The sequence below is a fragment of the Pseudomonas sp. DW-iso17 genome (genome assembly GCF_058725345.1).
On record NZ_JBZXEA010000005.1, the window covers coordinates 96,597 to 123,129 of the forward strand.

A 26,533-nucleotide genomic window follows, 5' to 3' on the forward strand; every position below is an offset into this window, starting at 1 on the left:
ATGCCGAACATCGAACTGGCCGTGCAGTTGATCACGGCAATCGCCTACCTGCTGAGCGCGCTGCGCCTGGCCTGCTATACCCGAGGCGATGCGCGGTACCGGCGCAGCATCTCTCTTCTTGCAAGCCTGTTTGGCGCCGTGCTGTGCATCTGCGGTCTGGAGATCCTGCTGGACCGCCAGCCAGCAAGTCTCGGCCAGGCCGCGTCCATGGTGCTGCTCTGCATCCTGATTTTCCGTTCACGCGGCAACGTCGCCGCCCTGCTGAGGCCCAGCGCATGACCACCACCCTTCGCCACGGCGCCCGCTCGCAGGCGGTGCTTATCCTGCAAAAGAACCTCAACAGGCACGGCGCCAAGCTGGTTCCTGACGGTCACTATGGTGACGCCACAGAGACGGCTGTCCGTGCATACCAGGTGAAAGTTGGTCTGGTCGCCGATGGCGTCGCCGGCACCAAGACCCAGGCAAGCCTGGCCGGTGGCGACTGCGCTCAGTTGCTTCGCAATAGCGACCTCGTAGCCGCTGCCGAACGCCTGGGCGTGCCGCTGGCAAGCATCTACGCGGTCAATGAAGTCGAGTCAAAGGGCAAAGGATTCCTCGACAACGGCAAGCCGGTGATCCTGTTCGAACGGCACGTTATGTACCGCCGACTCGCCAAGGTTCGACAGACGGGTGATGACCCCGCAGAGATCAAACGCCATGCCGACGAACTCGCCGAGACCAACCCCGCCCTGGTCAACCCGAAGGCCGGTGGCTATATCGGCGGTACCGCCGAGCACCAACGCCTAGCCATGGCCCGCCTGATCGACGACACGGCCGCACTTGAATCCGCATCCTGGGGCGCTTTCCAGATCATGGGGTATCAATGGGAGCGCCTTGGCTACGCGAGCGTGCAGGCCTTCGTGGCGGCGATGAGTGCCGGCGAATCGCAGCAGTTCGACGCTTTCACGCGCTTCATTGAAACCGACCCGGTGCTGCACAAGGCGCTTAAAGCCCGCAAATGGGCCGAGTTTGCCCGGCTCTACAACGGGCCGGATTACCTGCGGAATCTTTACGACACCAAGCTGCAGCGCGCCTACGAGCGGCACGCTGGCTGTGAGTGCGGACAGGGGGTAGCGGCATGATCGACTTCGAAGCAGTGAAGAAACTCCGCGTGCTGGACGGCGATCTGCTGGTGGTCCCGGAATCGACCGAACAAGACGACATGGTACGCCTGGCCGAGTGCATCCAGCTGATGAACAACGCCAGGGCCGTGATCGTACGCGGCCCGATCAAGCAGCTCGACGCCGCAGCCATGAACAAACTCGGCTGGTACCGCGCGTGAGCCCGCTGCGCCAGGCCCTGTACGGCATTGTCCTGCTCGGTGCCCTGGCGCTGCTGATCTGGGGCCAGCAACAGCGCATCAATACCGCCGAATGCCAAACAGACCTGGCAAAGAGTGCGGCCAAGACGGCCCGCGAAGATGCCGACCGCAATCTGGCGACCGCCACCACGCTCACCGCCACCCTGAAGCAAGAGCGCGAAAACCAGTCAACTCTGCGCGCCCAGCAGGATCAACTGCGCCAGGCCCTGGCAAAACGCGCGCGAACCATAAAGGAACTGAAACTTGAAAACGACGAACTACGCGACTGGGCTGCTCAGCCTTTGCCTGACGCTGCTCGCCGGCTGCGCGAGCGCCCCGCCCTCACCGGCGCCGCTGCTTACCGTGACTGGCTGTCCGGCCGTGGTGCCGTGCCAGTTGCCGGCGACAAGCCCAGCCAATAACGGCGATCTACTCACCGACGAAGACCGCGCCGAAGCCGCCTGGGCCGATTGCGCCGCCCAGGTCGACATGGTCTACAAACACCAGCAGGCCCACCCATGAACAAGCCCGAGAGCCTGCGCGCTCACCTGCTGGCCACCGTTGCCGAGCTGCAGCACAACCCCGACCTATTGCTGATCTTCATCGACAACGGCAAGGTCCGCTGCACCGCCGCGGCGACCCTCTCTTTTGAGTACAGCTACGATCTGCAGATCATCTTGACCGCCTTCGCGGGGCACCCTGACAGCGTGATGCTGCCCGTGCTGGGGTGGATCAGCATCAACCAACCGGAGCTGCTCGAAAACTACGACAAAATGCAGAATGGTATTCAGTTCGAAGCCGACATTCTCGATAAAGACAAGGTAGATCTCGGCCTTACATTGCGCCTGACAGAGCGGGTGGTAGTAGGCACGGATGCTCAAGGCAACACGACCGTGAAGCATGCCGGCGAGCCGCAGCGAGTGGCCGGTTACCTCGATCCGAATTGGGTGCCAGGTTCCCAGGGCAACGCCAGCGAATGGGTAGTGCCTGATGACAAGTAAGCTGGAGGCCCTGGAGACCTGGGCGTCCGGCCTGTTGGAGCAGCTCCAGCCAGGCGCCCGCAATCAGCTCGCCCGCTCCATCGGCCAGGAACTGCGGCGCAGCCAGCAAAAGCGAGTGCTGACACAGCAAAACCCGGATGGCAGCAAGTTCGCGCCACGGAAAAAGCGGGACTTGCGCGGCAAGCAAGGCCGCATCCGACGCAAGGTTGAGATGTTCAAAAAGCTGCGCACCGCGACTTATATGAAAGCCCGAGGCGACAGCAACGCCGTGACCGTGGGTTTCACCGGGCGGATCTCACGCATCGCCAGGGTTCACCAATTCGGATTGAAGGACCGTGCGGAGCGTGACGCGCCCGAAGTGCGCTACGAACAACGTGAAGTACTGGGCTTTACGGACGAAGACCTCGATTTGATCCGCGACAGCTTGTTGGCCCACCTGACACTGTAGATCCCCTTCCTACAAGGCGCCGAAGCTGCGCCCGCACGCGCGTGGCGCCACCATCGGCGCCATGAACGACTTAGCCGCCCTCGCCCGCCTGCTCGAAAACCTCATCCGCTTCGGCGTCATTGCCGCCGTGCAGATGGAGCCTCCGCGCGTGCAGGTAACAACCGGAAAGCTGACCACCGCCTGGCTTCCCTGGCTCGCATTGCGCGCCGGAGCTGACCGCGAATGGGACCCGCCCACTCTCGGCGAACAGGTGATCCTGCTCAGCCCATCGGGCCAGCTCGCCAACGGGATCGCCGTGACTGGCGTATTTAGTGACCTCGTCCCGGCCAACGGCAACCGCCCAGGCCTCCACCGTCGTACCTATGCGGACGGCACGGTGATCGAATACGACAGCGTGGCCCACCACCTCAACGCCACGTTGGCCGACGGCGGAACCACCAACCTGATCAGCACCGGCGGCATCAACCTGGTCGGCGACATCACGCACCAGGGCGACTACATCCAAACCGGGAATCAGACCGTCACCGGCCAGGTCCAGGTCTCTATTGATGTGATCGCGGCCGGCGTCAGCTTGGTCAAACACCCGCACACCGGGGTCAAGGCCGGTGGCGACCAATCCGGGGTGCCCATCCCATCATGAACCGACATACCGGTGGCGCCATCAGCGAGCGCGAGCACATAAGTCAGGCAATCACAGACATTCTGACCACACGCATTGGCACGCGTGTAATGCGCCGCGAATACGGCAGCTTGGTGCCCGAGCTGGTCGACCACCCCTTCAACGACGTCAACCGTCTGCGCGTATACGCAGCCACGGTCATGGCCCTTATGCGCTGGGAAACCCGCATCAGCTTGAGCCGCGTGCAGTTCGCGGGAGCGAACATGCAGGGCCAGGCCTCGATTGATCTGGAGGGCACTGTGGTGGACACCAATGAGCCGCTGAGCCTCAGCGTGCCGCTGCAGCTGGGAGGCAGTGTATGAACAGTTTCGCCGCCATTGACCTCAGTCAGCTACCGCCGCCGCAGATCGTCGAGCAAATTGACTTCGAACTGATCCTGGCTGAACGAAGGGCCTACATGATCAGCTTGTGGCCGGTCGACGAGCAGGCCCAAATCGCGGCCCGCCTGGCAAAAGATTCGGAGCCACTGACCAAGCTGCTACAGGAAAACGCCTACCGCGAAACCGTGTGGCGTCAACGGGTTAACGAAGCCTCGCTTGCCAACCTGCTCGCCACCGCTCGCGGTACCGACTTGGAACAACTGGCGGGTAACTTCAATGTGAAAAAGTTGGTCATTCAAGAGGGCAATCCATCGGCCGTGCCGCCTGTGGCACAGCTCATGGAGAGCGACGAAAGCCTGCGGGAGCGTGCACAAATGGCCTGGGAAGGCTTGAGCACCGCCGGCCCACGCAACAGCTACATCTTCCATGCTCGGGCAGCGGACGGTCGCGTAGCCGACGCCACCGCCGAAAGCCCCTCGCCTGCCGTCGCCGTGGTCACGGTTCAGTCATTGCTGGGTGATGGCACGGCGCCCGCCGAGTTGCTTGCCGTCGTCAACGCTTACCTGAGCGACGATGACCGCCGGCCGGTGGCTGACCGTCTCACCGTCCAGGGCGCGCAGATCCTGAATTACCAGGTCAAGGCCAAGCTCTATTTGCTGTCGAGCGGCCCGGAGTCGGAACCTATCCTGGCTGCCGCACAACAGCGCCTGCTGGCCTACGTTCATCAACGGCGCCGCTTGGGCATGGAGGTCTCGGAATCGGCCCTGCATGCCGCGCTCCACGTCGAAGGCGTGCGCAAGGTAGAACTGGAAGGCTGGGTAGACATTGTCGCAACCAAGGCTCAAGCGCCCTATTGCACCGGCATTACATTGAGCCGAGGCGTTGAGTAATGAGTCGTCAGCAGCTGTTACCGGGTAACGATACGCCGTTAGAGCGACGTGCGGCGCAGGCACTCGCACAGATCAAGCGAGTACCGATCCCTCTGCGTCAGCTCTGTAACCCGGACACCTGCCCTGTTGATCTTCTGCCGTACCTGGCCTGGGCTTTTTCGGTCGACCGCTGGGACAGTAAGTGGACCGAAGCGGCGAAACGCACCGCTATCCGGTCATCCCATTACATCCACTCCCGCAAAGGCACCATTGGCGCACTGCGCCGCGTCGTGGAGCCGCTCGGCTACCTGATCGAGGTGCTGGAGTGGTGGCAGACAACCCCCGAAGGCGTTCCCGGCACGTTCGCTCTGAAGGTCGGAGTGCTGGAAACTGGTATTACCGAGGAAATGTATCAGGAGCTGACCTGGCTCATTGACGACGCCAGGCCCGTTACGCGCCATCTGACCGGCCTGGCCATCAGCCTCGAAACCACCGGCGGCATCAACATTTTCGCCAGCACTTACGACGGCGATGAAATCGACGTCTATCCGCCGGTCCTTCGCGACATCGTCACCACGGGCGTGATCCGCGCACCTGGGCGAGAACACACCATCGACACCCTCGACATTTATCCGCCAGTTCCAGGGGTTATCAACCTCACGTGCTACATAGGCGCCGCTGGCCGGGAACACTCCATCGACACACTGGACATCTACCCATGATTGATCCCAACTCACAGTTCTTTGCGATTCTTACCGCCGTCGGTGAAGCCAAACAGGCGAACGCGGACGCCCTGGGCATCCCCTGGAAGCTCACCGAAATGGGCGTGGGTGATGCAAACGGAACCGACCCGATTCCCGACCGGAGCCAGAAGAAGCTGATTAACGAGCGCCGCCGTCGGCAGTTGAACAAGCTGTCGATTGACCCGGCCAACGCCAATATCCTCATCGCCGAACAGATCATCCCGGCTGACGAAGGTGGATGGTGGATTCGGGAAATCGGACTGTACGACGCCGACGGCGACCTGGTCGCCGTGGCGAACTGCGCGCCCAGCTACAAACCGCTGATGTCGCAGGGCTCCGGCCGGACCCAGGTGGTGCGGATGAACTTCATCGTGTCCAGCGCTGCCAACGTGGTCCTGATGATCGACCCGGCGGTGGTGCTCGCCACGCGCAAGTTTGTTACTGACTCCATCACTGACGCGATTAACCAACAAGACGTCAAGCAATCAGTACTGGTCGCCACCACCGGTCCAATTGTGCTGGCAGGTGTGCAGACCATTGATAGTGTGGCGATACCGGCAGGCTCCAGGGTGCTGGTAAAAAACCAAGCCCAAGGCAAAGACAATGGCATCTATCTGACCGCCGCCGATCTTTGGACGCGGGCACCAGATGCCGATGCAAACGCCGAGGTCTCCCCTGGTTTGATGGTGACCGTCGAGCGCGGCACAGTGAATGCCGACACATTGTGGCTGCTGACCACCGACGCGCCGATTGTTTTGGGTACCACGGCCCTCACGTTCCGTAACATCATCGACGGTCTCGCGCCATTAGAATCACCAGCATTCACGGGAGATCCAAAGGCGCCAACACCAGCACAGTTTGATAGAGATGAATCCATTGCTACTACGAGGTTTGTAGGCGACTCACAGGGGTCATACAGAGGACTAGAAGTTGTAACCACAGCTGCGAAAGCTCTGACTAATGCACACATTGGCTACCTGATGGTTTTGTCTGGTAATGGCTCGATTGTCGCGACTTTGCCGCCTGCCAACTCGGTACCGGCCGGAGCGAGCATTAGCTTTTTTGTTGACCATGGTTTTTTGACGCCGGATACAATCAAAGCGGCTGGAACAGACGTAATCAACGTGGGATTGGGTGCGTTCTTATCGGCGCTTACGCTCAACAACGGCGACTTTCTAACACTTGTTAGCTCTGGTAGCGGCACCTGGTGCGCTACGCATAGGAGCGTGAGACTTGACCAATCCTCTGAATTTCGACAGTCGAAAGCCACCAACGGGTACCGGTACTTACCCGGTGGAATGCTTGAGTGTTGGGGACTGTCTGGTGCGACCACTGACACGGTCAATATCACATTCGCTGAACAATTTTCTAAACCTCCTTTCATTGTTCCCTATGACAGCTCTAACGTGGGCGCGACCTTGATGACAATGTGGCAGGTGACGGCCGTATCAGCGACCGGTTTCATTGCTCAGAACATGTGTTCTTTCATACGCGGTAATACCGCCGTCAATACACCAACAAGTTCACAATGCAACTGGCGCGCCTGGGGTTGGGTAAACAAATGAACAGTGAAAAAGAGCTGGTAAAAACGGTTTATGCAAAATGGATTGATGGAGACGGGCGATTTGCCTTTTCGTCGACTGATAACGGTGGTGCTGAAATCACTGACGGGCAGCATCAAGAGCTACTTGACGGTGAGACTAATGGGCGGCGAATCGCTCCGGACGCGAAGGGCAACCCCGTATTGGTAGACCTACCGCCACCCTCGTCGGAAGCTCTGGCCGCACAAGCCAGGCAGTGGCGCGACGCTGAAATTGAAAGTGTTAAGTGGTTACGCGAACGGCATCGCGACGAAATCGACTCGCAACGGCTCACCACGCTAACCGTGAAGCAATCCGGCGAGCTTTTGGATTATGTGCAGGCATTGCGCGACTGGCCCAAGGACACCGGTTTTCCCGCTGTCCCGTCCCGTCCCGTGCCTCCTGCCTGGATTGCTGATCAGGTCCAATAACCAACACCCTTCGGGCGCTACGGCAGTAGCGCCCTGTATCCTCCCCACCTACAAGCCCCCACGCTCGCCCAGCCGGCGCGCGCGCGGCAACCTCTGCACTGTCATTCCATCACAGCGCAGGCACCAACCCATGGCCGATTATCTCCACGGCGTGCGGGTCATCGAACTCAACGACGGCACCCGCCCCATTCGCACTATTCCCACCGCAGTTATCGGCATGGTTTGCACGGCTGAAGATGCGGACCCACTGGTTTTCCCTCTGGACACGCCCGTCCTGCTCACCAACGTGCAGACCGCCGTTGGTAAAGCTGGCGTCAAAGGCACCCTGGCCGCGAGCCTGCAAGGCATCGCCGACCAGACCAAGCCCTACGTCATCGTGGTGCGGGTCAAGGAAGGCGCCGACGAAGCGGCTACCACCAGCGCCCTGATCGGCGGCACCACCCCGACCGGCCAGTACACCGGCATGAAAGCCCTGCTCGCGGCAAAGTCACGCGTAGGCATGACGCCACGCATTCTCGGCGTGCCAGGCCTGGATAGTTTGCCAGTGGCCACCGCCCTCGGCGCAATTGCAAAAGACCTTCGGGCCTTTGCTTACGTCAGCGCCTGGGACTGCAAAACCAAGGAAGAGGTGGTCGCTTACCGCGAGAACTTCGGCGCCCGCGAAATGATGGTGATCTGGCCGGACTTCCAGAACTGGGACACCGTCGCCAACAAGACCGCCACCGCCTCGGCTGTGGCCCGTGCGCTTGGCCTGCGCGCCAAGATCGATCAGGAGACGGGCTGGCATAAAACCTTGTCCAACGTCGCCGTCAGCGGCGTGACCGGTATCAGCGCCGACGTGTTCTGGGACCTGCAAAACCCGGCTACCGACGCCAACTACCTCAACAGCAACGAAGTGACCACCCTGATCAACGCCAATGGCTTCCGCTTCTGGGGTAGCCGTACCTGCAGCGACGACCCGTTGTTCGCCTTCGAGAACTACACCCGGACCGCGCAGATCCTCGCGGACACCATGGCCGAGGCGCACATGTGGGCGATTGACCGGCCCATGCACGCGTCCCTGGTACGCGACCTGGTCGAAGGTGTGAACGCCAAAATGCGCGAGATGAAATCCCAGGGCTACCTGATCGGCGGCAGCTGCTGGTACCCGGACGACATCAACACCAAAGACACCCTCAAGGCCGGCAAGCTCTGGGTGGATTACGACTACACCCCCGTGCCGCCCCTTGAAGACCTCACCTTCCGCCAGCGAATCACCGACCGTTACCTGATCGACTTCGCCAAGGGCATCAACAGCTAAACCGGGCCTCCCCGAAAGGGGAGTTCACCCTGAACACGTATCCCGGAGAACACCGCCATGGCAATGCCTCGCAAGCTCAAAAACCTCAACCTGTTCAATGACGGCAACAGCTACCTCGGCTTGGTGAAGTCCCTCACCCTGCCCGCCCTCGGCCGCAAGATGGAAGCCTATCGCGGCGGCGGCATGAACGGCCCGGTCAAGGCTGACCTGGGCATGTCCGACGACGGCATCCAGTTCGAATGGAAAACCGGTGGCCTCGATCTGATCTCTCTGCGCCAGTTCGGTGCCGTCAGTGCTAACAGCGTAGCCCTGCGCTTCTCTGGCCCTTACCAGCAAGACGACACCAACGAAGTCAGCAACGTGGAAGTGGTCGTGCGTGGACGCCACGAAACAATCGAGATGGGTGACGCCCAGCCCGGTGAGGACACCGAGCACTCCATGACCACCACCTGCAGCTACTACAAGCTGACCGTGGACGGCGAAGAAATCATCGAAATCGACCTGCTCAACTTCGTCGAGAAGGTCAACGGCGTGGACATGCTGGAGAAACACCGCACCGCCATGGGCATCTGACCCACCCCTCCATCGAGCCTCACCCTTTAATCACCAGGAGCAACTCCCATGAAGAACGAAACCACCGAACAGCCCGACGTGCAGCAGCTGGCCGACAACAACACCGTCACCCTCGACACGCCAATCCGTCGCGGCACCACCAGCATCAACAGCATCACCCTGCGCAAGCCCAACTCCGGCGAGTTGCGCGGCGTGAGCCTGGTGGAGCTGCTGCAGATGGACGTTGGCAGCCTGATCAAGGTTCTGCCGCGCATCAGCTCGCCGAGCATCACTGCCGTCGAAGTCGCCGGCATGGACCCGGCCGACCTGCTGGCCTTGAGCAGCAAGATCTCTGGTTTTTTGTTGCAGAAGTCGGCGATGACGGATGCATCCCTCGTCGCGTAGAGGACGCCATGGCCGATCTGGCCGTGGTTTTTCACTGGGCACCGGCTGATATGGATCAGCTGGGCCTGCAAGACCTGATGGACTGGCGCGAGCGCGCCAGGGTGCGGAGTTCCAACGATGGGGAATGATCTGAGACTTCAGGTGCTGCTCAGCGCCATTGATAAGGCCACAGGTCCCCTGAACAAAATCACGGGCGGCAGCAAGGAAACAGCCCGCGCCCTCAAAACCGCCCGTGACCGCCTGAAAGAACTCAACACCCAGCAACGCGACGTCAGCGCCTGGCGTGAACTGCAGGCCGCAACCCGCGCGACATCTGAGGCGCTCGCCGCCAACAACGCCAAGGTAGGCGAACTCGCCCGCGAGACGGCCAAGGTCCGGCAGCAGCTCGCGCCGACCCAGGCGCTGTTCGACAAGTCCCGGCAGAAGGTTGACGCGCTCAAAACCAGTCAGACCGACCTCAAGCGCGAACTCACCGGGACACGCAATGCCCTGGGATTGATGAGCGACGAACACCGCCAATCCGCCAGCCAGATCGCCGCGCTCAACGCTGTAATCCAGAAGGGCAATGCCCTTACCCGAGCGCAGCATGACGAATACACGCGCCTCACAGCCGCCCAGCGGGAGCGCAAAACCCAGCTGGACCAGCTCGCAGCCAAGGAAAAGACCCTGGCTGACCGGTTTACCCTGAACAACGCGCAGTTGCGCACCAGTCGTGCGGGCCATGCCAGTCTGCGCGACGAGATCCGCCGCCTGGAAACCCCGTTCAAGGACCAGCTCGCGCTGCTGAAACAGCACACTGCCGAGTCGAAACGCTTGGGCGAGCAGTACGGCCAGCAGCAAGTAAAACTCGGCAACCTCGGCGTACAGCTCAAAAACGCAGGCATCAGCACCAATGCCCTGGGCGCACACGAGTTGAAGCTCAAGCGCAATATCGACACCGCCACCCAGGCCATGAAGTTGCAGATGGACCACCTGGATGCGTTGAAGCGCAAGCAGGACAGCCTGGCAAAAGCGCGCGCCACCTACGATAAAACCCAGAGCTTGGCCGGTAGTGTTGCTGTGTCTGGTGCCGCCGGGCTTGGCATGGGATACGCCGCCAGCCGCCCCGTCGTATCGGCAATCAAAGCTTTTGCCCCGAATGAGGACTCTGCCACGCAGCTCAAGGTGTCGATGATGGACGACACCGGCAAGGTTTCCGCCGACTTCCAGAAGATCACGGACCTGGCCACAAAGCTTGGCGACCGGCTGCCAGGTACGACGGCCGACTTCCAGAACATGATGACGATGCTTCGACGGCAGGGCATCAGTGCCCAAAGCATCCTTGGCGGCACCGGGGAGGCAGCAGCATATCTCGGTGTGCAAATGAAGATGGAAGCCACTGAGGCGGCTGAGTTTGCCGCCAAAATGCAGGACGCCACGCGGACCACTGAAAAAGACATGATGGGGCTCATGGACACCATCCAGCGTGGTTTCTACGCCGGTATGGATCCGAGCAACATGATGCAGGGGTTCAGCAAAATTTCACCTGTCATGGACGTCATCAAGAAGTCGGGCATCGACGCGGCCAAGGAACTCGCCCCGCTGCTGATCATGATGGACCAGGCCAGTATGGACGGCAGTTCAGCAGGTAACGCTTTCCGTAAGATTTTCCAGGCGGGGTTGAATCAGGACAAAGTCGACAAAGCGAATGGAGTGCTCGCGAAAAAAGGGATGTCGCTAAAATTCACTGATGAGAACGGCAATTTTTCCGGTCTGGAAAATCTGTATGCGCAAATTGAGAAGCTAAAAGCGCTGAACGATATAGAGCGTACGGAAGTAAAAAGGACGTTATTCGGGGATGACGCAGAAACGATGTCCACGCTGGACGTCATGATGAACAAGGGGCTGGCTGGGTATCGGGAGGTGCAGCAGAAGCTAAAAACCCAAGCCGATCTGCGTACCCGCGTCAACGAACAGCTCGGAACCCTCACCAACGTCATGGAAGCCGCTGAGGGTAGCTTCACCAACGCCATGGCCGAGTTTGGCGCTGCAGTCGCTCCCGATCTGAAGAACCTCATCAACACCCTGGGTGAACTTGCCAATGGGGTGGGTACCTGGGCACGGGAAAACCCGAAGCTGGCTGGGGGCCTGGTCAAAGTGGTCGCAGTTGTAGCGGCCACAGCGGTGGTGTTCGGAACATTGGCCCTGACGATGGCAAGCATGCTCGGCCCATTCGCGGTACTGCGTTACGGCATGGCAATGTTTGGCATTCGGCTCGATGGCATCAAAGCTCAGTTGGTTGGGACCCGTATTGCGGCGGCAGGCGCTGGGGTAGAGGTAGGCCGGATGGGGCGGATCTGGAAGACGGTTACGGCCAGTCGCGCCGCTGGCGGTATGGTAACTGTCATTCCAACCCTGATCAGTTCCGCGCGGCTTGCTGCAGTCAGCGTGTTTCCAATGCTCGGCAGCGCAATCAGTGCGGTCGGTGCGGCCATACTTACTACACCGGTCGGGTGGCTGATCGCCGCTGTCGCTGGCCTGGTCGCCATTGCAGCGCTGATTTACAAATACTGGAAGCCGATTAAAGGGTTCTTCCTCGGCTTCTGGCAGGGACTCACTGAAGCCCTGCAGCCCGTCCTTGCCGGGTTTGGTAAGTTCGGCGGGCTGCTGATCAGCCTGGCGAAAGCCGCCTACTCCATTCCGATTATCGGTTTCGCGTTGCGCCTGCTTGGCAGCATTGTCCGCCCGTTGTTCAGCATGATCTCCTCCGGCATCAGTGGAGTGATCGGTTGGTTCACCGACCTGCTGAAACCGGTCGAAGACGTCGGCGGTGCAGCACAGTCGATGGGACAGCGATTTGGCGCGGCCATCGGCAACATGCTCATGACCCTGCTGCAGAGCATCGGCTCTATCGCAACCGGCGCAGTCAAAGTGTGGACCACCATCAAAGCCAGCTTTGACCAGGGCCTCGCCGGCATCCTGCAATTGATCATCAACTTTAGTCCGCTTGGCTTGTTCTACCAGGCGTTCGCCGGGGTGATGAATTACTTCGGCGTAGAGCTGCCGGGGAAATTCACCGAGTTCGGCAGCATGATCGTCAACGGTCTGGTCAATGGCCTGACCGCAGGGCTCGGCGCTGTGAAGGGCGCTATCAGCTCAATCGGTGACTCCAGCATCGGTTGGTTCAAGGAGAAGCTAGGCATCCACAGCCCGTCCCGCGTGTTCGCGGAACTGGGCGGCTTCACCATGGAAGGGCTGACAAAAGGCCTGGAGGGTGGACAGAAAGGGCCGCTCAACGCCTTGTCGAGCATGAGCAAACAACTGACCGCCGCCGGCACTCTGGCGCTAAGCGCAACAGCCATGCCGGCGCTGGCTGTCGATGATCGCCCACCGATAAGCAGCACCCGCACATCGACGGTTTACGACAGTCACGACACCTACCAAATCACTATCGCTGCTGCGCCTGGTATGGACATGCAAGCCATGGAGAAAAGCCTGCGCGGTATGCTCAACAAGATTGAAAACGAGAAACGCGCCCGTCAGCGCAGCAAGTTATCGGACCGGGATTAATCACCATGATGCTCAGCCTCGGCATGTTCGTGTTCAGCCTATCGACCCTCGCTTACCAGGAGTTGCGGCGCCAAACCAATTGGCGCCATGCCAGCAACAGCCGCGTCGGTGCACCACCCGCGCTGCAATTTGTCGGCCGTGGAGAAGACACCATTACCCTCCCCGGCATCATCCTCCCGGAGCTGGCCGGCAGCGTGCTCAGCCTGGACGCCTTGCGGTTGATGGCGAACACCGGTAAGGCCTGGCCGATGGTCGAGGGCACCGGCCGGATTTACGGGTTGTGGGTGATCGAGAGCCTGAGCGAGACCAAAACCGTGTTCTTCAGAGACGGCACGCCACAGCGCATCGAGTTCACCCTTACGCTCAAGCGTACCGATGACGACCGCATCGACCTGCTCGGCGCAGCTACCAGCACCGGGCTCAACATTCTGCGGGGGCTGCTGTGATAGAGGCCGCGCTGTCCAAGGTCACCGGTTACCTCGTGGATACGGCGGAACGTTTCGTCCGGGATGCCGCCTATCCTGTTCCGACCTTCCGTCTCACGGTGGACGGCAACGATATCGCCATGAAGGTAAGCCCGCGGCTGATGAACCTGGATCTAACCGACAACCGTGGCGTTGAGGCCGACCAGCTCACGATCACATTGAGCGACCATGACGGCCTGCTGTCGATACCGCCAAAGGGCGCAGTACTTCGCTTGTGGTTGGGCTGGAGCGACACTGGCCTGGTGGACAAGGGCACCTACACCGTCGACGAGACAGAGCACAGCGGCGCGCCGGATGTGCTCAGCATTCGCGCTCGATCAGCAGATCTACGCAAGGGACTCAAGACCAAGCGCGAGCGTAGCTGGAGCAACACCACACTGGGTAAAGTCATGGGCGATATCGCCATGGGAAACAACCTCACCTCGACCGTGGCCGGCGCGCTCGGTGCGTTGCCGATCCTGCAGCTTGACCAGGCCAACGAATCGGACGCCAACCTGATCACACGCCTGGGCGAAGAATTCGACGCGGTGGCCAGCGTCAAGGCTGGGTGCCTGTTGTGCATCCCTGCAGGCGGCGGCAAAACCGCGAGCGGGCTTCCCCTGCCCCACATTACGCTGACTCGCGCTGACGGTGACCAGCACCGGTACCTGCAGGCGGATCGCGACAGCTACAACGGGGTGCGCGCCTATTTCTACGATGTGCATAGCGCCAAGAAACAGGAAGCGATTGCCGGCGGTGGCGAGAACCTCAAAGACCTGCGCCATACCTACAGCGACCAGCAGTCAGCGCTGAGGGCTGCAAGGGCCGAGTTCCGACGTCTGCAACGCGGCAGCGCCACGCTCAGCTACACGCTCGCGATGGGCCGGCCGGATCTGATCCCCGAACTGACGTACACGCTCCAGGGCGTTAAGTCGGAAATCGACGAGATAATTTGGTACGGCGGCAATGTGCAGCACAGCTTGAGCCCGGACGGCGGATACACCGTCAGCCTGGAGCTGGAGAGCAAGTTGCCGGAGGACAATATTGAAGATCTGGCGGAAGAGAACCACGGAAATTACACCGGGATCGTTGCTTACTACCGCGATCAGAAAGATGGGAAGGAAAAAACAGTCACGGCGGGAAGCCAAAGTAAGCCAAAACGGCTACGGTGGTTATATGCCTCGCAGCAAACGTCCAAACGGGCAGTGGATCGGGAGTGGAAGCGGATGCAGGCGGCCAATGCCGAAATGTAAGACCATCGAATAGTAGGGCCAAATTGTAGGGGGCTATTCAGCAAACAAATAGACGCCGTGCTACCACATCACGGTCAAAAGCCTGGTACTTAATAGCCAACCCGTTCTGTTCAACTGTTGCAATCTTTCCGCTGTCGTTAATTGCCTACTACAATAAGCGCTGCAACCAACTCCATCTGTCAAAACTGGGCTGCGCAGAAATAAAATCAAAAAACCGCTGAATAAGTGGAACTCCATACTGCTTAGAAATACTTGTCAAGTCCTCACCAAACAGAACAACTATTCCATACACAACCCCAAAAACAAACATTGCAATCGCCAAACCATCTATCACCCCTAAACGACCTTTTGCAGCATCCAACAAATGTATCAACTTTGTTTTGGCTTCCTCTGCACTAACCCTTACCTCATCTTCATCCTTTATTATTTCGTATCTAGAAAGCGACTTCTTTATCTGTCCCTCAAGGGTTTCAAATGCTTCTAAATAAATCGCATTTGCCGTACGGGTTAGTAACATCACAAAATACAAACCTATACACACTAGCAACACCGACGACACATCTTGATTCTTAATCAATGCAGCAATAGCAATCAGCGCGCCGGGAATCGCAAAAGCTTTGTTCTGACTAGAAGACACAGACTCATTGATTTTTGAAATATAATCAGAAACCTTCTCCTCTATTTCCCCTAAGAGCTTATTAACGGAGAATCGATGTACATACACATCATAATTTTCTCTGAATTTTTTCTGAAACCGCTTATGCTGAGTTACGACCCATCTAAATGATGACTCACTATGATCTTCATCAAGCAGCTCAGAAAGAGTAGTCCTCAACACATCCCTTCTTTCACGAATATGCGCATCTTTAATACCGATCAAATCCCTCAACTCAGACGCCACGCCATGAGACTCAGAGTCAAACTTAAAAAACTCAAGCTCCGCCAATGACACCGGCGGAGTTACTTCATATATTTTTGCACCCTTATCAGTACTTACAAAATAAACAAAGGCATTCGGAGAAGAGCTGGTGCCTTTATGATCAGACAACTCTTTAAAAACATGCTTCCAAATAAAATATGTTTTAATCTTTGAAACATTGCTTTCTTTGTCCTGCCACGACCCGACCCTCGCATCACAAACAAAATAAAAATCGGGCAAGCAATCATCAAATCGTACCGCACCCCAAAAATGGCTGACATTGAGATATAAAGGGCAACGTTTGGACCAAGAATCCGTTCCGGTATTAACTACCAGTTGCAGTCCTTCACTTTCCTCCTCTAATGAAAGCGCATCATGAAAAGTTAAAGCAGCTAATTCCTTATGAATCGCACACAACTTTTCGCGCCCCTCCGTTGAGTTCGGGGCACGAAAAACGACGTAATGCTCATCAATAACGATGTCAGCATTATCAAGTAAGTCAGCTAGCAGCACTGTCATTTTTTTTGCCAATTGCCGAGATAATAGAATTTCTGGCCTCATCATCTAGAGGAATTCTAATATAGCTTAAATCATCATCAAGCAAAACTGGTTTATCTGAACCCTCATACCCTAATGAGCTAACTTTTACCTTACATGAAAAATTCTTACTCAAATCACTAATATCGACCAACTCTCCCTTCACTGCTCCAGAGGTAGTCGGTTCAAAAACAGAGTTAATCTCATATTTATTTTCATTCACATAAATGCAAAATTTACCTTTATGCTTGTGTCCAACAGGAAGCTCTTTATCAATAACCTGCTGAATCTCGCTCAGGCCTGTCGGCTTTTTTTCACTAGCTCTTTTTTTCAGATGTTCTACAACCTTCTCAAAAATCTTGTCCCGCTGACTTCTAGCTAGCTTGCATTCAGCTACAAACGCTCTAACAGCAACATGCAAATTACTCACACTTTCTTTGTTTGGCACCGCATCATCACAGCCCAATGCTTCCTTAAAAAAATCGCTCTTAGATTTCCCCTCAATAAAGTGCAGATAGGTATCACCATCATTTTTTGGATAGGAAACCGAAAACAGATTCAAATCAAACAAAGCAGCCTGGCGCAAAGCATCAGTGTCTATTGGGCTAAGCTTTTTTGGTTGCAATTCGCTATCAAAATCAAACCCACTTTTTTTGGCCACCATAACGACTAGAAAACGACCATGGTCATCCGTCTCATCAGATGCTTTGTAATGGACAAACACCACATTACCACCAACAAGATTACCGCGTTCTACGGCATTACCTGCGAGTTTAAGACTCTGCATCATCTGCCCTACAGCATGTACAAAACTAGTATCTCCACCATCTATATAGGCGCGAAGGTTTCCAGGCGTACTATTTATCGTTGGATATGAAAAATACCCATGAAACTTATTCTTCCTTCTGAACTTTTCTTCAATCTTCGCGATAAAATCGATAGCTGTTTGATTCTTCAAATTCCACGGCTTCCCCATGGACACATCAAATGGATTGCCTGTTAGCTTAGGATTCCGTTCAAGCTCAGCAGTTATAGCTGCATTTACAACAAAGGAGCTACTCGAACTTATATCATCAGGAGCTTCTTCTACAGGATCCGAAATATTCTCAGCACTTGTCATATTTTTATCCATTGGAGTGCCACTCATCTTAAGTGAGCAGAGTTAATTTTCATGTGAGAAAGCTCATGACGCTCAGCGATACTTTTCAAAGTAACGGAGATTCGCGAGTAACAAGAGGGGTAAGTGACCATTTTAAGCATTACACACGTCCGTATGTGGGTATGGGGTGGTGCCAACGGGCGAAAGCACCAGCCCTGTAATCAGGCGTCACCAGATTGGTTCACCGGCGTCCCTGCCTGACTGATTCGTTCTTAATGGGTACAGACTATGCTGGCCGTTTGGTATCGGCAAGGGCTTCAGTCAAATCCTTGAGGCGCTGCTCGACATCCATTAAGCGTTTCTTTTCCTCAGCAGCGCTCTGTATCTCCCGCTTACCTGACTCTCCAAGCGAGCGGAACAGCTCAAGGATGGCCTCCTCCTGCTGATTAACAGTCCGCGCATCCGATGACTCAGCCGAAACACCCAGACACATAGAGCCTTCGCCTGTCAGCAACCAATCCAGGCTTATACCCAAATGAGTGCGAATGGCAGCCATCGCCTTCGCGTTAGGCTCCCGCTCACCCAGGAGGTAATTTTGGAGCGTTCTGTATGGGATCCCCACTACCTCTGAGGCCTCCTTAATAGACATGCCTCTGTCGTCGATAACGCTGCGCAGGCGAGCGGCTATACTCATTTTTTCATATAATCCAATTGACGCACCCGTTTTGGTGCGTATACTGCGAACAAACAGGTACATCTTAACCAACTAGGAACACTCGAACCATGAGCCAAGCCATGGAAAAACGCCAGATCCAAGCACGACTGATCGAGCGTGGCAGTAACTTCCGTCAGTTCGCCCTAAGCCATGGCTATGAGGTGCGCACAGTGACGCAAGTGGTTCAGCGTTGGGCGGGAAACAACAAGCTGCCCCGTGGCAGGTTGACGTTCCAAATCCTACGAGACCTGTCTCGGATGATCGGCAAAGAAATATTGCCGGGAATCCTCGCGGAAAGCGCCGAGCAAAACTCAGCACCGGCTGTATGAAACGACTGTAGGGGCGATGACTCCAGGGAGAAACCAGAAGATGAAACGCCCAGTTCTAGCGACCAAGCGCCAAGTAATGAGCGCAGTGATCAACGACTACGAAGGTGGCCGGGAATGCGCTGCAGCGCGCCTGGGATACGAACTCAAGAAGTTCGACAACCACATCTACGAAAACGCCGGCAGTCGGCCCCTGAGCGATGAACAGATCCATTTGTTAGAGCAGGACATGGGCACCACCTACCTGCCGGAATACATCGCGGCGATGTACGGCGGCATGTTCGTCCCCCTCGCCAAGCCTGAAACACTGGACAACGTAGACCTTTACAACCGCTCAGTACGTGCTGCAGCCAAGCGCGGTGTGGTCGACCAGATCATTGCGAAGGCACTGGACGACGGCGTCATCGAGCGGGATGAAGCCGAGGCGATTTTGCGCGCTCACAGCCACTACATGGCGGCCCGCCACTCTGAAGTCCTGGCAACGATTCTGCTGCACAGCCGGGGGCCAAAGCATTGAGCACCTACAAGCTGGTCTGTCCCTGCTGCGGCAGCTCGATGCGCATTCGTACCTCAGAAGGGCAGACGCCTTGCTTCCGCTCAATGTATTCGGAATGCACCAACCTGCTGTGCGGCGCCACGTTTTCCGGCTCTTTGGTTTGGGAATACCAGCTGAGCCCATCAGGCATCGAGCGCCCCCTTACCGTTCTGCCCATGGCGCCCACCAAAGTGCGCCTCCTTGCTCGACAGAACCTCACGGCGAAGACCGATCAACCCGATTTGCTGGATCAACTGGAAATGGAGGCCGCACCTGTATGAACACCATCGCCCTGACTACCAACCCCGCAAGCGATTACCGTGCCGCGATGCAACAAGCAGCCGTGGCCTATCTGTACCGTCACCGTTGCGAGCACCTTGCCGGCGACAGCCAGCTTTTAGAGAACTGCACCCGGTACTTGACCCAGTCGCTTGAGGTGCCCACGCACCTGGTGCAACGCATTGCTGAACTGGCGGTGGCCGAGTTCGAAAGCATGACCTGCAAGCGTGTGGCCTGGTTGGGTATCCATCCCACCAGCGGCCCTTTTCGCCCCGTGATCTTGCTGCTCGACAACTGCACCCAACAGCGACATCCCGTTTCAGCACGCTTGCTCCCCACACGCCTGCTGCTGACTCGCAACCTCCCGCACTAATCCAAAACCCTCCCTGTTAGATGCCCGCACCGCGTGGGTAGGGGAAATTTGCAACTTACTGGTGGCCGAAATGAGCAAAATCACCATAAAACTGGAGCTGGACGAACAACAGGCGCAGCACTACCTGTTGTGGTTGACCAGTCAGTACGAAGTCACCATGGCTGATATTTGGTACTCCGACCGCTACCGGAATGTGCCAAGTGGTCAGCGGGCGCCGAAGGTGCTTGAGGACTTGCCCTACCTGGCAGGCATCTGCAAGACGCGCAGCGAGCTGAAAAAACAGCTCGTTGTTACGCCTGCGGAGCATGTGCAGTGATTCGCAAGCCCATGGAAGACAAGATCCGCGCTGATGTTCTTCAGCGCCTGGAGTCTGATTACGGCCTTCAGCACATGAAGGGCACGCATTACATGCGTAAGGGCACCTGCCCGCAGTGCAATCAGAAACGTTTGTTTTCGCGCCACGATGAGCCCTGGTTCATCCGCTGTGGCCGCGAGAAAAACTGCCGGTACATGGCACCGACCAAAGAGTTGTACCCGGACCTGTTTGACGACTGGAGCAAGCGAGCACCTGCCACCCGCGACGAGCCAGCCGCAAGCGCAAAAGCGTACCTGACATTTGCCCGAGGTTTCCGCGTTGAGCTGATCGAGGGCTGGTACACCCAGGAAAGCTACTTTGATCGCGACCTGAATATTGGGTCTGCGACGGTGCGCTTTCCCCTGGAGCACGGCGGGTATTGGGAGCGCTTGATTGACCAACCGTCGCGGTTCGGTAAGAAGAAGGCCCGCTTCCAACCCCTCAAGAGCTACAGGGGCCATTGGTGGTGCCCGCCGTGCCTGGATCTGCTTGAAGTAAAAGAGCTCTGGATCGTTGAAGGCATCTTCGACGCCATTGCGCTCATTCAAAACGGTATCTCTGCGGTGGCGGCGCTGTCTTCAAACGCCTTTCCAGAGGAATCACTCAAGGCCTTGATCACCGCTCGCGGCGGTAAAACACCTAAGTTGGTGTGGGCTCTGGACAACGAGCCCGGCGCTCACAAGTACACCCGCATGTGGGTCAACCGTGCCCGCGAACTTGGCTTTACCTGCGACGCAGCCCAGGTTTCACAGCCTGACGCCCGCAAGGTTGACTGGAACGACCTGCATCAACGCTGGGCATTTATCGACGATGACAAAGCCCGTGCTGATCGCATCGAAAAGGATTTGAAAGAAGCCCGTCACCAGGGCGCTCTACTCATTGCCGACAGTGCCAGCGACAAGGCGATGCTCATGTATCAGTGGCGGGAGCGGGAGGAGTTTCACTTCTGTTTCGACTCCCGCTTGTACTGGTGGAAATTGGACCTCGCGAAATACAACAGCGCCAAGCAGGCCCTGGAAAAAAGCGATGACAAGGAAGCCCAAGTACTGAGCGAAAAACAGCTTCGAGAAAAGGCACTGAGCGTCGCTGGTTGCGTCGTCGAAATTGCCAACTGCTACCCCAAAGCCCTCTATTTCCAGCGCAACGAGATTACCGACGAGTCTTGGTACTTCTTCCGCGTCGACTTCCCGCACGACGGCGGCTCAGTGAAAAACACTTTCACGGGTGGTCAGGTCGCCGCCGCCAGCGAATTCAAAAAAAGACTTCTCGGCATGGGTGCCGGAGCCGTGTTCACCGGTAGTGGGCAGCAATTGGACAAACTCATGAAAGACCAGCTTTTTGGCATCAAGACCGTTCAGACCATCGACTACGTGGGCTACAGCAAGGAATACCACTGCTACGTGTTCAACGACGTCGCCATCCGCGAAGGCCAGGTGATCCACATCAACGAAGAAGAGTTTTTTGAGATGGGCAAGTTGAAGCTCAAGACCCTGCAAAAGGGTGTGAAGATCGATCTGGAAAAGGATGGCAAAAAATACGATGACCACTGGCTAGGGCTTCTGTGGCAGTGCTTTGGTGCCCAGGGCATCGTGGCGTTGACCTTCTGGTTTGGCTCGCTGTTCGCCGAACAGATCCGCAGCCGGTATCAGTCGTTTCCTTTCCTTGAGGCCACAGGTGAGGCCGGCGCCGGCAAGACCACTTTGCTCACACTGCTGTGGAAACTCGCGGGCCGCGACGGATACGAAGGGTTCGACCCGTCCAAATCCACCAAGGCCGGCCGCAGCCGCTTGATGGGCCAAGTATCCGGCATGCCCATCGTACTGCTGGAATCAGACCGCAGCGGCGACGACAAGGCCCACGCCAAAACCTTCGAATGGGACGAACTGAAGGATTACTACGGCGGCGGCACCCTGGCGACCAAGGGGGTGAAAACCGCCGGTAACGAAACCTACGAACCACCGTTTCGCGGCACCATCGCCATCAGCCAGAACGCCCCTGTGGTGGCGTCAGAGGCGATCATGACCCGGATCGTCAAACTGCACTTTGTGCGACCGAACGTCACCGCTGAAAGCCGTGCGGCAGCAGATCGGCTCAATGCACTGGAAGGTTCGAGACTCAGCAACTTTGTATTGCAGGCCGTGCGCAAAGAGTTGGAGGTGATGGAACTGTTCGGCCAGCGGGTTGCGGGCTACGAGGCGAAGTTGCGCAACCTGCATTCCCACTGCTTTGCCTGCGACACCCCATTCAAAGACGAGCACAGCGAATGTCACCATTGCGGCAACAAGCTGCGCGGCTACATCCGGGTGGAGCGGATCAACAAGAACCACGCCCAAATGCTCGCCCTGCTGGATTGCCTGTGCATGGTGGTACCGCTCACCGACGCACAGGTCGAGCATACCCGCTCGCAGATCATCCGCATGGCGATTGAGCGCCAGGCCTCGATCAGTTCCGATCATCCGGTAGTGGCTGAATTCTGGGAAGTTTACGAATACCTGGAAGGCCTGGACGCCGAAGGCCCGGTGGTCAACCACAGCAAGAAAGACCACATCATCGCCATCAACCTCAACGACTTCGTGAAGTGCGCGGCAGAAAACCGGCAAAAAATCGCCGACGTCAGCGAACTGCGCGAGCGCCTGAAGGACTCCCGCTCGCGGAAGCTGCTCGACATCAACAAGGCGACCGACAGCGCGGTACGGGCTCACCAGGCCAGCAAGACCAACGCCGTCGTCACGAAGCAACCCATCGTGAAGTGCTGGCACTTCCAGGCCTGATTCATTAACGGCAATACCTGCCAGGCGCTGCAACGTCTGACACCACCCAAAGGAGAAGCACCATGCACGTACAAGTCATCGCAAGCGGCGGCCAAAACGGCGCAACGAATCGTCACAGACATTTGGAAGAGCTGAGGGAGTGGTTTGGGGAAAGCTCAAAAATCATTCACGCCGAGGCCTATGCGCCTGACGACCTGGTCAAAATTCTGGAAGTTAGCGCGGCAATCGATTTTGAAATTCTGGTGCTGGAGTGCAGCCCCGAACAAATCGTCGCCGTCCTGCTGTGGCAGACAGAAACCGAAGAGGTTGCCGAACTTGAAAATGTGCTTGTGCACCTGGTGCGCAAGCAAAAAACAACTGGCGAAAGCCAGTAAGAAGGTGGTGCCGAGGGGCTGCAACCCCTCGACACCGACCACCCAAAGGAGAAGCACCATGCAAGTGAATCAACCCCAAGGCGGCATCGCAGAGGCTACCACAACCCCGCTTGCTGTCGGCGACACGGTCAGCTACGTCGCAATGAGCGGCGGTGGTCGGGAATATCGCCTCAGCGCTCGTACAGGTGTGATTGAAGGAATTTATGGCAACTTCGCCACACTACGCACTGCCAACGGCCGGAGTGTTACTCAACCCCTGGACAAGCTGACACCCGACGGCCAGCCCAATGCACTGACAAAAATGGTTATGAGGGGCCAGCCATGAGTTCAAGTCCTCGCACCCGCCCGCCGTTAGCCGGTTACCGGCTGGACTTGCCCAGCCGCTGCGACATCTGCGGCAAAGCCCGCTCAAAGGGAAAGCACGAGGCGTGTAGTCGAATACGCCAACAGAGCAAGATGGCGGAATGGGCTGCATTTATGGCAGAGCGTGAAGCAGCCAAGCAGAAAAAACGGTGTCGATACGCGCTTCTATGAGGATAATCATGAACACAGCATTTATCCTGATGGCTCAGTACGATGGCCAAGCGATTATCTCGCTGGAGGTGGTGTGCCGTGACTACTTCACGCACCTGACGCCGGACATGTTCCAGCGCAAGGTGATGAGTGGTCAGATCAAGTTGCCCATCACCCGACTGGAGCCGAGCCAGAAGTCGGCCAAGGGCATCCACCTCACCGACCTGGCCGCGTACCTGGACCTGCAACGCGCGGCAGCAGTTAAAGAGCACAGCCAGATCAACGGGTTAAAACACGTCGTTTGAGCCACTTCTGCGATGCGGCGCCCAGTTGGACGGGCGCCCTCAGAATCTTTTCGTGCCACTCCCAGCCCACATAGCGGTCGCCCCGACCGCGAAGGTGGGTGTAACGCCTCATTGAATTCCAATCCCTGTGGCCGGAAACGCTCGCCACACGCGGAATATCCCAGTCCATTTCGAACAGGCGGCTGACACCTTCATGCCGGAGGTCGTGGAAGTGCAGGTCCGCGATGGTCAAAAACTTGCAGGCTTTCGTCCAGGACGTGGAGATCGACTCAGGGCTGTAGGGGAAGATGTCTTCGCCGGCCTTCGGCATCGTCTGGAGGATGTGCCACGCCTCGTCCGGCAGGTAGCACCAAACATCGTTGCCGATCTTCTGCCCGGGGTTTTTCATGTCGCGCACCAGCACCCGCTGGCCGGCCTCGTCGACGTCTGCCCAGCGAATTCGGGTTATTTCATCGAGCCGGCGCGTGGAGAACAGGGCGAAGCCCACGACCTTCAGCATATTTATGACGGTCGGGCGCCTCACCTGCATGGCCTGGTAGTGCGTCAGCACCCGTCCCAGCTCATCCAATGTCGGTCGGCGGTCACGCTCACGACTTTTCAGGTTGTAGCCCAGCTTGCGTAATACACGCCGCGCACCGCCCATGGCGAGCGGGTCGACTTGGTAGCCCCATGCATCTTTGGCTATCGCCAGCACTGCACCGAGGTGCGCCAGGTCATTGCCAGCGGTTTGTGGCTGAACGCCACCGCCCTCCCCGCTCATTCGCCAAAGTGCATAATCGACCAGGCACTGGGTGTTGATATCCGTATCGGTCAACTTGCCCAGGTAAGTTTCGCTAATCGCATTGAGTGTGGCGCGCTTGGTCTTACCTAGCGGCTTGGCTTTCTCAACTTCGACCAGGTAGCGATCTGTCATGTCTTTGAGCGTGGCGCCCTTGCGGTTTGCGCGCTCAATCGCACCAGGCTCATCCAGCTCTGACCCGCGCTTGCGTGCCCACGCCTGGGCGGCCTGTTTTCGGGCGAAGGTCTGGCTCTCTTGGTAGACTTGCACTCCGTCGCGCTTGATGCGGATCTGTGCCGTGTAGCTCACAGTCCCATCCGCCAGTTTTCTTGCCCTGATAGTCGCCATATTGAAAGTGGTACGCGTCAGTTTTGAAGTGGTACATCGTACCACCGAGCCTTTAAAAACGCCTGAAAACGCCCGAAAACACGCCAAGAACACGTTGAGTAAAATGCTAGATAAACAGACCTTTAGCCCCGTAAACGCAAGGCCCACGCTGTCTCGGCGCTTTAGTGTCGCCCCCATGATGGACTGGACCGACCGCCACTGCCGGTTCTTCCTACGCCTGCTCTCCAAACACGCCCTGCTCTACACCGAGATGGTCACCACCGGCGCTATCCTCCATGGCGACCACGACCGCTTCCTGCGCCACAACGAAGCCGAGCACCCGCTTGCGCTGCAATTAGGCGGCAGTGTTCCGGCTGATCTGGCCGCCTGCGCCCGTATGGCCGAGGCCGCCGGTTACGACGAGGTGAACCTGAACGTCGGTTGCCCCAGCGACCGGGTGCAGAACAACATGATCGGCGCGATCCTCATGGCGCACCCTGCCCTGGTGGCGGATTGTGTGAAGGCCATGCGCGATGCGGTGTCGATCCCGGTGACGGTGAAGCACCGTATCGGTATCAATGGGCGGGACAGTTATGCCCAGTTGTGTGATTTCGTCGGGACTGTGAAGGATGCCGGTTGCACCAGTTTTACCGTGCATGCGCGGATTGCGATTCTGGAGGGGTTGTCGCCCAAGGAGAACCGGGACATTCCGCCGTTGCGTTATGACGTGGCGGCGCAGTTGAAGCGGGATTTTCCGGAGTTGGAGATTAATCTCAACGGTGGGATCAAGACGTTGGAGCAGTGCCAGGCGCATTTGCAGACGTTTGATGGGGTGATGTTGGGGCGAGAGGCTTATCACAATCCGTATTTGCTGGCGGAGGTGGATCAGCAGCTGTTTGGCAGCACCGCGCCTGTGATCACCCGCGCTGAGGCGTTGGCGCAGTTGCGTCCGTATATAGCCGAGCACTTGGCGACAGGTGGCTCGATGCATCACATTACGCGCCATGTTCTGGGGCTGGGGACCGGTTTCCCGGGGGCGCGTAAGTTTCGGCAGTTGTTGTCGGTGGATATTCATAAGGCGAGTGATCCGTTGGCGTTGCTGGATCAGGCGGGGGAATTGTTGGAGGGGCGGTGACGGGTTGGGTGTCAGTGGGGATATTTGGGGCTGACAGGCAGCTTTCGCGAGCAAGCCCACTCCCACAGTTTTGAGCGATGTGTGTCAGGTGAATATCATTGGCTGGGCTGGCGTCATCGCAGGCAAGCCAGCTCCCACAGTTTGACTGATGGGGGTCAGGTGAATATCAGTGGCTGGACTGGCGTCATGCAGGCAAGCCAGCTCCCCACAGTTTGACTGATGGGGGTCAGGTGAATATCAGTGGCTGGGCTGGCGTCAT

Annotated in this window: 33 protein-coding genes and 1 pseudogene; 30 read left to right on the forward strand and 4 right to left on the reverse strand. The window is 57.6% G+C overall.

Annotated elements, in window-relative coordinates:
* The 20 genes and pseudogenes from AC4PS6_RS04835 (at position 1) to AC4PS6_RS04930 (ending at position 14,933) form a co-directional block, all read left to right on the forward strand.
* Positions 1–279, forward strand: coding sequence for a phage holin family protein (locus tag AC4PS6_RS04835; RefSeq protein WP_492180724.1), 279 nt, complete (start codon positions 1–3; stop codon positions 277–279).
* On the forward strand, positions 276–1,121 hold the full coding sequence (locus tag AC4PS6_RS04840) for an N-acetylmuramidase domain-containing protein (RefSeq protein WP_492180725.1): 846 nt from the start codon (positions 276–278) through the stop codon (positions 1,119–1,121). The genes AC4PS6_RS04835 and AC4PS6_RS04840 overlap by 4 nt, the downstream gene beginning before the upstream one ends.
* The gene (locus tag AC4PS6_RS04845; protein WP_492180726.1) at positions 1,118–1,321 is read left to right on the forward strand and encodes a hypothetical protein; all 204 of its coding nucleotides are present in this window, start codon (positions 1,118–1,120) and stop codon (positions 1,319–1,321) included. Before AC4PS6_RS04840 ends, AC4PS6_RS04845 begins: the two co-directional genes overlap by 4 nt.
* Positions 1,318–1,761, forward strand: a complete 444-nt coding sequence (gene lysB / locus AC4PS6_RS04850) for an Rz-like lysis system protein LysB (protein ID WP_492180727.1) — start codon at positions 1,318–1,320, stop codon at positions 1,759–1,761. Before AC4PS6_RS04845 ends, lysB begins: the two co-directional genes overlap by 4 nt.
* Positions 1,676–1,861 (forward strand): annotated as a pseudogene (lysC, locus tag AC4PS6_RS04855) (Rz1-like lysis system protein LysC); the annotation flags it as partial. The gene lysB and the pseudogene lysC, both read left to right, overlap by 86 nt.
* Positions 1,858–2,340, forward strand: coding sequence for a phage tail protein (locus tag AC4PS6_RS04860; RefSeq protein ID WP_492180728.1), 483 nt, complete (start codon positions 1,858–1,860; stop codon positions 2,338–2,340). The pseudogene lysC and the gene AC4PS6_RS04860, both read left to right, overlap by 4 nt.
* Positions 2,330–2,788, forward strand: a complete 459-nt coding sequence (locus AC4PS6_RS04865; protein WP_198848367.1) for a phage virion morphogenesis protein — start codon at positions 2,330–2,332, stop codon at positions 2,786–2,788. The genes AC4PS6_RS04860 and AC4PS6_RS04865 overlap by 11 nt, the downstream gene beginning before the upstream one ends.
* A 61-nt stretch (positions 2,789–2,849) precedes the next feature.
* Positions 2,850–3,428 carry a phage baseplate assembly protein V gene (locus AC4PS6_RS04870; protein WP_492180729.1) on the forward strand — a complete coding sequence of 193 codons (579 nt, stop codon included), beginning with the start codon at positions 2,850–2,852 and terminating at the stop codon, positions 3,426–3,428.
* The gene (locus AC4PS6_RS04875) at positions 3,425–3,769 is read left to right on the forward strand and encodes a GPW/gp25 family protein (protein ID WP_014717558.1); all 345 of its coding nucleotides are present in this window, start codon (positions 3,425–3,427) and stop codon (positions 3,767–3,769) included. Before AC4PS6_RS04870 ends, AC4PS6_RS04875 begins: the two co-directional genes overlap by 4 nt.
* The gene (locus AC4PS6_RS04880) at positions 3,766–4,677 is read left to right on the forward strand and encodes a baseplate assembly protein (RefSeq protein ID WP_492180730.1); all 912 of its coding nucleotides are present in this window, start codon (positions 3,766–3,768) and stop codon (positions 4,675–4,677) included. The genes AC4PS6_RS04875 and AC4PS6_RS04880 overlap by 4 nt, the downstream gene beginning before the upstream one ends.
* The gene (locus AC4PS6_RS04885) at positions 4,677–5,378 is read left to right on the forward strand and encodes a phage tail protein I (protein ID WP_492180731.1); all 702 of its coding nucleotides are present in this window, start codon (positions 4,677–4,679) and stop codon (positions 5,376–5,378) included. Before AC4PS6_RS04880 ends, AC4PS6_RS04885 begins: the two co-directional genes overlap by 1 nt.
* A complete protein-coding gene (locus AC4PS6_RS04890; RefSeq protein WP_492180732.1) occupies positions 5,375–6,964 on the forward strand; it encodes a phage tail protein in 1,590 nt (529 codons plus the stop codon). Before AC4PS6_RS04885 ends, AC4PS6_RS04890 begins: the two co-directional genes overlap by 4 nt.
* Positions 6,928–7,410, forward strand: a complete 483-nt coding sequence (locus AC4PS6_RS04895; RefSeq protein ID WP_492180733.1) for a phage tail assembly chaperone — start codon at positions 6,928–6,930, stop codon at positions 7,408–7,410. The genes AC4PS6_RS04890 and AC4PS6_RS04895 overlap by 37 nt, the downstream gene beginning before the upstream one ends.
* Before the next feature lie 130 nt (positions 7,411–7,540).
* Positions 7,541–8,710 carry a phage tail sheath protein gene (locus AC4PS6_RS04900; protein ID WP_492180734.1) on the forward strand — a complete coding sequence of 390 codons (1,170 nt, stop codon included), beginning with the start codon at positions 7,541–7,543 and terminating at the stop codon, positions 8,708–8,710.
* A gap of 57 nt (positions 8,711–8,767) precedes the next feature.
* A complete protein-coding gene (locus tag AC4PS6_RS04905) occupies positions 8,768–9,283 on the forward strand; it encodes a phage major tail tube protein (RefSeq protein ID WP_492180735.1) in 516 nt (171 codons plus the stop codon).
* 48 nt (positions 9,284–9,331) lie between these two features.
* Entirely contained in the window at positions 9,332–9,667 is a 336-nt protein-coding gene (locus tag AC4PS6_RS04910; protein WP_282389598.1) for a phage tail assembly protein, read from the forward strand.
* Between the two features lie 8 nt (positions 9,668–9,675).
* On the forward strand, positions 9,676–9,795 hold the full coding sequence (locus AC4PS6_RS04915) for a GpE family phage tail protein (protein ID WP_082430453.1): 120 nt from the start codon (positions 9,676–9,678) through the stop codon (positions 9,793–9,795).
* Positions 9,785–13,216: a phage tail tape measure protein gene (locus AC4PS6_RS04920; RefSeq protein WP_492180736.1), complete on the forward strand. Its 3,432-nt coding sequence runs from the start codon at positions 9,785–9,787 to the stop codon at positions 13,214–13,216. The genes AC4PS6_RS04915 and AC4PS6_RS04920 overlap by 11 nt, the downstream gene beginning before the upstream one ends.
* Before the next feature lie 5 nt (positions 13,217–13,221).
* Entirely contained in the window at positions 13,222–13,662 is a 441-nt protein-coding gene (locus tag AC4PS6_RS04925; protein WP_492180737.1) for a phage tail protein, read from the forward strand.
* Positions 13,659–14,933, forward strand: coding sequence for a phage late control D family protein (locus AC4PS6_RS04930; RefSeq protein WP_492180738.1), 1,275 nt, complete (start codon positions 13,659–13,661; stop codon positions 14,931–14,933). Before AC4PS6_RS04925 ends, AC4PS6_RS04930 begins: the two co-directional genes overlap by 4 nt.
* 148 nt (positions 14,934–15,081) lie before the next feature.
* On the opposite strand, the gene AC4PS6_RS04935 is transcribed toward AC4PS6_RS04930, so the two are convergent.
* From AC4PS6_RS04935 to AC4PS6_RS04945, 3 genes are all read right to left on the reverse strand, one after another.
* Positions 15,082–16,371 (reverse strand): anti-phage protein, encoded by a 1,290-nt coding sequence (locus AC4PS6_RS04935; protein ID WP_262019986.1) that lies wholly within the window; start codon positions 16,369–16,371, stop codon positions 15,082–15,084.
* Entirely contained in the window at positions 16,352–17,521 is a 1,170-nt protein-coding gene (locus AC4PS6_RS04940; RefSeq protein ID WP_492180739.1) for a nucleoid-associated anti-phage protein, read from the reverse strand. The genes AC4PS6_RS04935 and AC4PS6_RS04940 overlap by 20 nt, the downstream gene beginning before the upstream one ends.
* A gap of 253 nt (positions 17,522–17,774) precedes the next feature.
* The gene (locus tag AC4PS6_RS04945) at positions 17,775–18,245 is read right to left on the reverse strand and encodes a helix-turn-helix domain-containing protein (RefSeq protein WP_492180740.1); all 471 of its coding nucleotides are present in this window, start codon (positions 18,243–18,245) and stop codon (positions 17,775–17,777) included.
* A gap of 38 nt (positions 18,246–18,283) precedes the next feature.
* Between AC4PS6_RS04945 and AC4PS6_RS04950 the strand changes: the two genes are divergently transcribed.
* The 9 genes from AC4PS6_RS04950 to AC4PS6_RS04990 all read left to right on the forward strand — a co-directional run bounded on the left by AC4PS6_RS04950 (position 18,284) and on the right by AC4PS6_RS04990 (position 24,034).
* The gene (locus AC4PS6_RS04950; protein ID WP_044483570.1) at positions 18,284–18,532 is read left to right on the forward strand and encodes a helix-turn-helix domain-containing protein; all 249 of its coding nucleotides are present in this window, start codon (positions 18,284–18,286) and stop codon (positions 18,530–18,532) included.
* A gap of 40 nt (positions 18,533–18,572) precedes the next feature.
* Positions 18,573–19,046: a YmfL family putative regulatory protein gene (locus AC4PS6_RS04955; protein ID WP_014717543.1), complete on the forward strand. Its 474-nt coding sequence runs from the start codon at positions 18,573–18,575 to the stop codon at positions 19,044–19,046.
* Positions 19,043–19,345 carry an ogr/Delta-like zinc finger family protein gene (locus tag AC4PS6_RS04960; RefSeq protein WP_054919910.1) on the forward strand — a complete coding sequence of 101 codons (303 nt, stop codon included), beginning with the start codon at positions 19,043–19,045 and terminating at the stop codon, positions 19,343–19,345. Before AC4PS6_RS04955 ends, AC4PS6_RS04960 begins: the two co-directional genes overlap by 4 nt.
* A complete protein-coding gene (locus AC4PS6_RS04965) occupies positions 19,342–19,716 on the forward strand; it encodes a hypothetical protein (RefSeq protein WP_054919913.1) in 375 nt (124 codons plus the stop codon). Before AC4PS6_RS04960 ends, AC4PS6_RS04965 begins: the two co-directional genes overlap by 4 nt.
* A 70-nt stretch (positions 19,717–19,786) precedes the next feature.
* Positions 19,787–20,032, forward strand: a complete 246-nt coding sequence (locus AC4PS6_RS04970; RefSeq protein ID WP_106117867.1) for a hypothetical protein — start codon at positions 19,787–19,789, stop codon at positions 20,030–20,032.
* 11 nt (positions 20,033–20,043) lie between these two features.
* Positions 20,044–22,842 carry a toprim domain-containing protein gene (locus tag AC4PS6_RS04975; protein ID WP_492180743.1) on the forward strand — a complete coding sequence of 933 codons (2,799 nt, stop codon included), beginning with the start codon at positions 20,044–20,046 and terminating at the stop codon, positions 22,840–22,842.
* Positions 22,843–22,904: 62 nt separating this feature from the next.
* Entirely contained in the window at positions 22,905–23,216 is a 312-nt protein-coding gene (locus tag AC4PS6_RS04980; protein ID WP_262019983.1) for a hypothetical protein, read from the forward strand.
* 58 nt (positions 23,217–23,274) lie between these two features.
* A complete protein-coding gene (locus tag AC4PS6_RS04985; protein WP_020302907.1) occupies positions 23,275–23,541 on the forward strand; it encodes a hypothetical protein in 267 nt (88 codons plus the stop codon).
* Positions 23,542–23,758: 217 nt separating this feature from the next.
* Entirely contained in the window at positions 23,759–24,034 is a 276-nt protein-coding gene (locus AC4PS6_RS04990) for a pyocin activator PrtN family protein (protein ID WP_020302906.1), read from the forward strand.
* On the opposite strand, the gene AC4PS6_RS04995 is transcribed toward AC4PS6_RS04990, so the two are convergent.
* The gene (locus AC4PS6_RS04995) at positions 24,009–25,160 is read right to left on the reverse strand and encodes a site-specific integrase (RefSeq protein WP_032904998.1); all 1,152 of its coding nucleotides are present in this window, start codon (positions 25,158–25,160) and stop codon (positions 24,009–24,011) included. The genes AC4PS6_RS04990 and AC4PS6_RS04995 overlap by 26 nt on opposite strands.
* Positions 25,161–25,263: 103 nt before the next feature.
* Between AC4PS6_RS04995 and dusA the strand changes: the two genes are divergently transcribed.
* Positions 25,264–26,274 carry a tRNA dihydrouridine(20/20a) synthase DusA gene (gene dusA / locus AC4PS6_RS05000; RefSeq protein ID WP_492180741.1) on the forward strand — a complete coding sequence of 337 codons (1,011 nt, stop codon included), beginning with the start codon at positions 25,264–25,266 and terminating at the stop codon, positions 26,272–26,274.
* Positions 26,275–26,533: the final 259 nt, after the last annotated feature.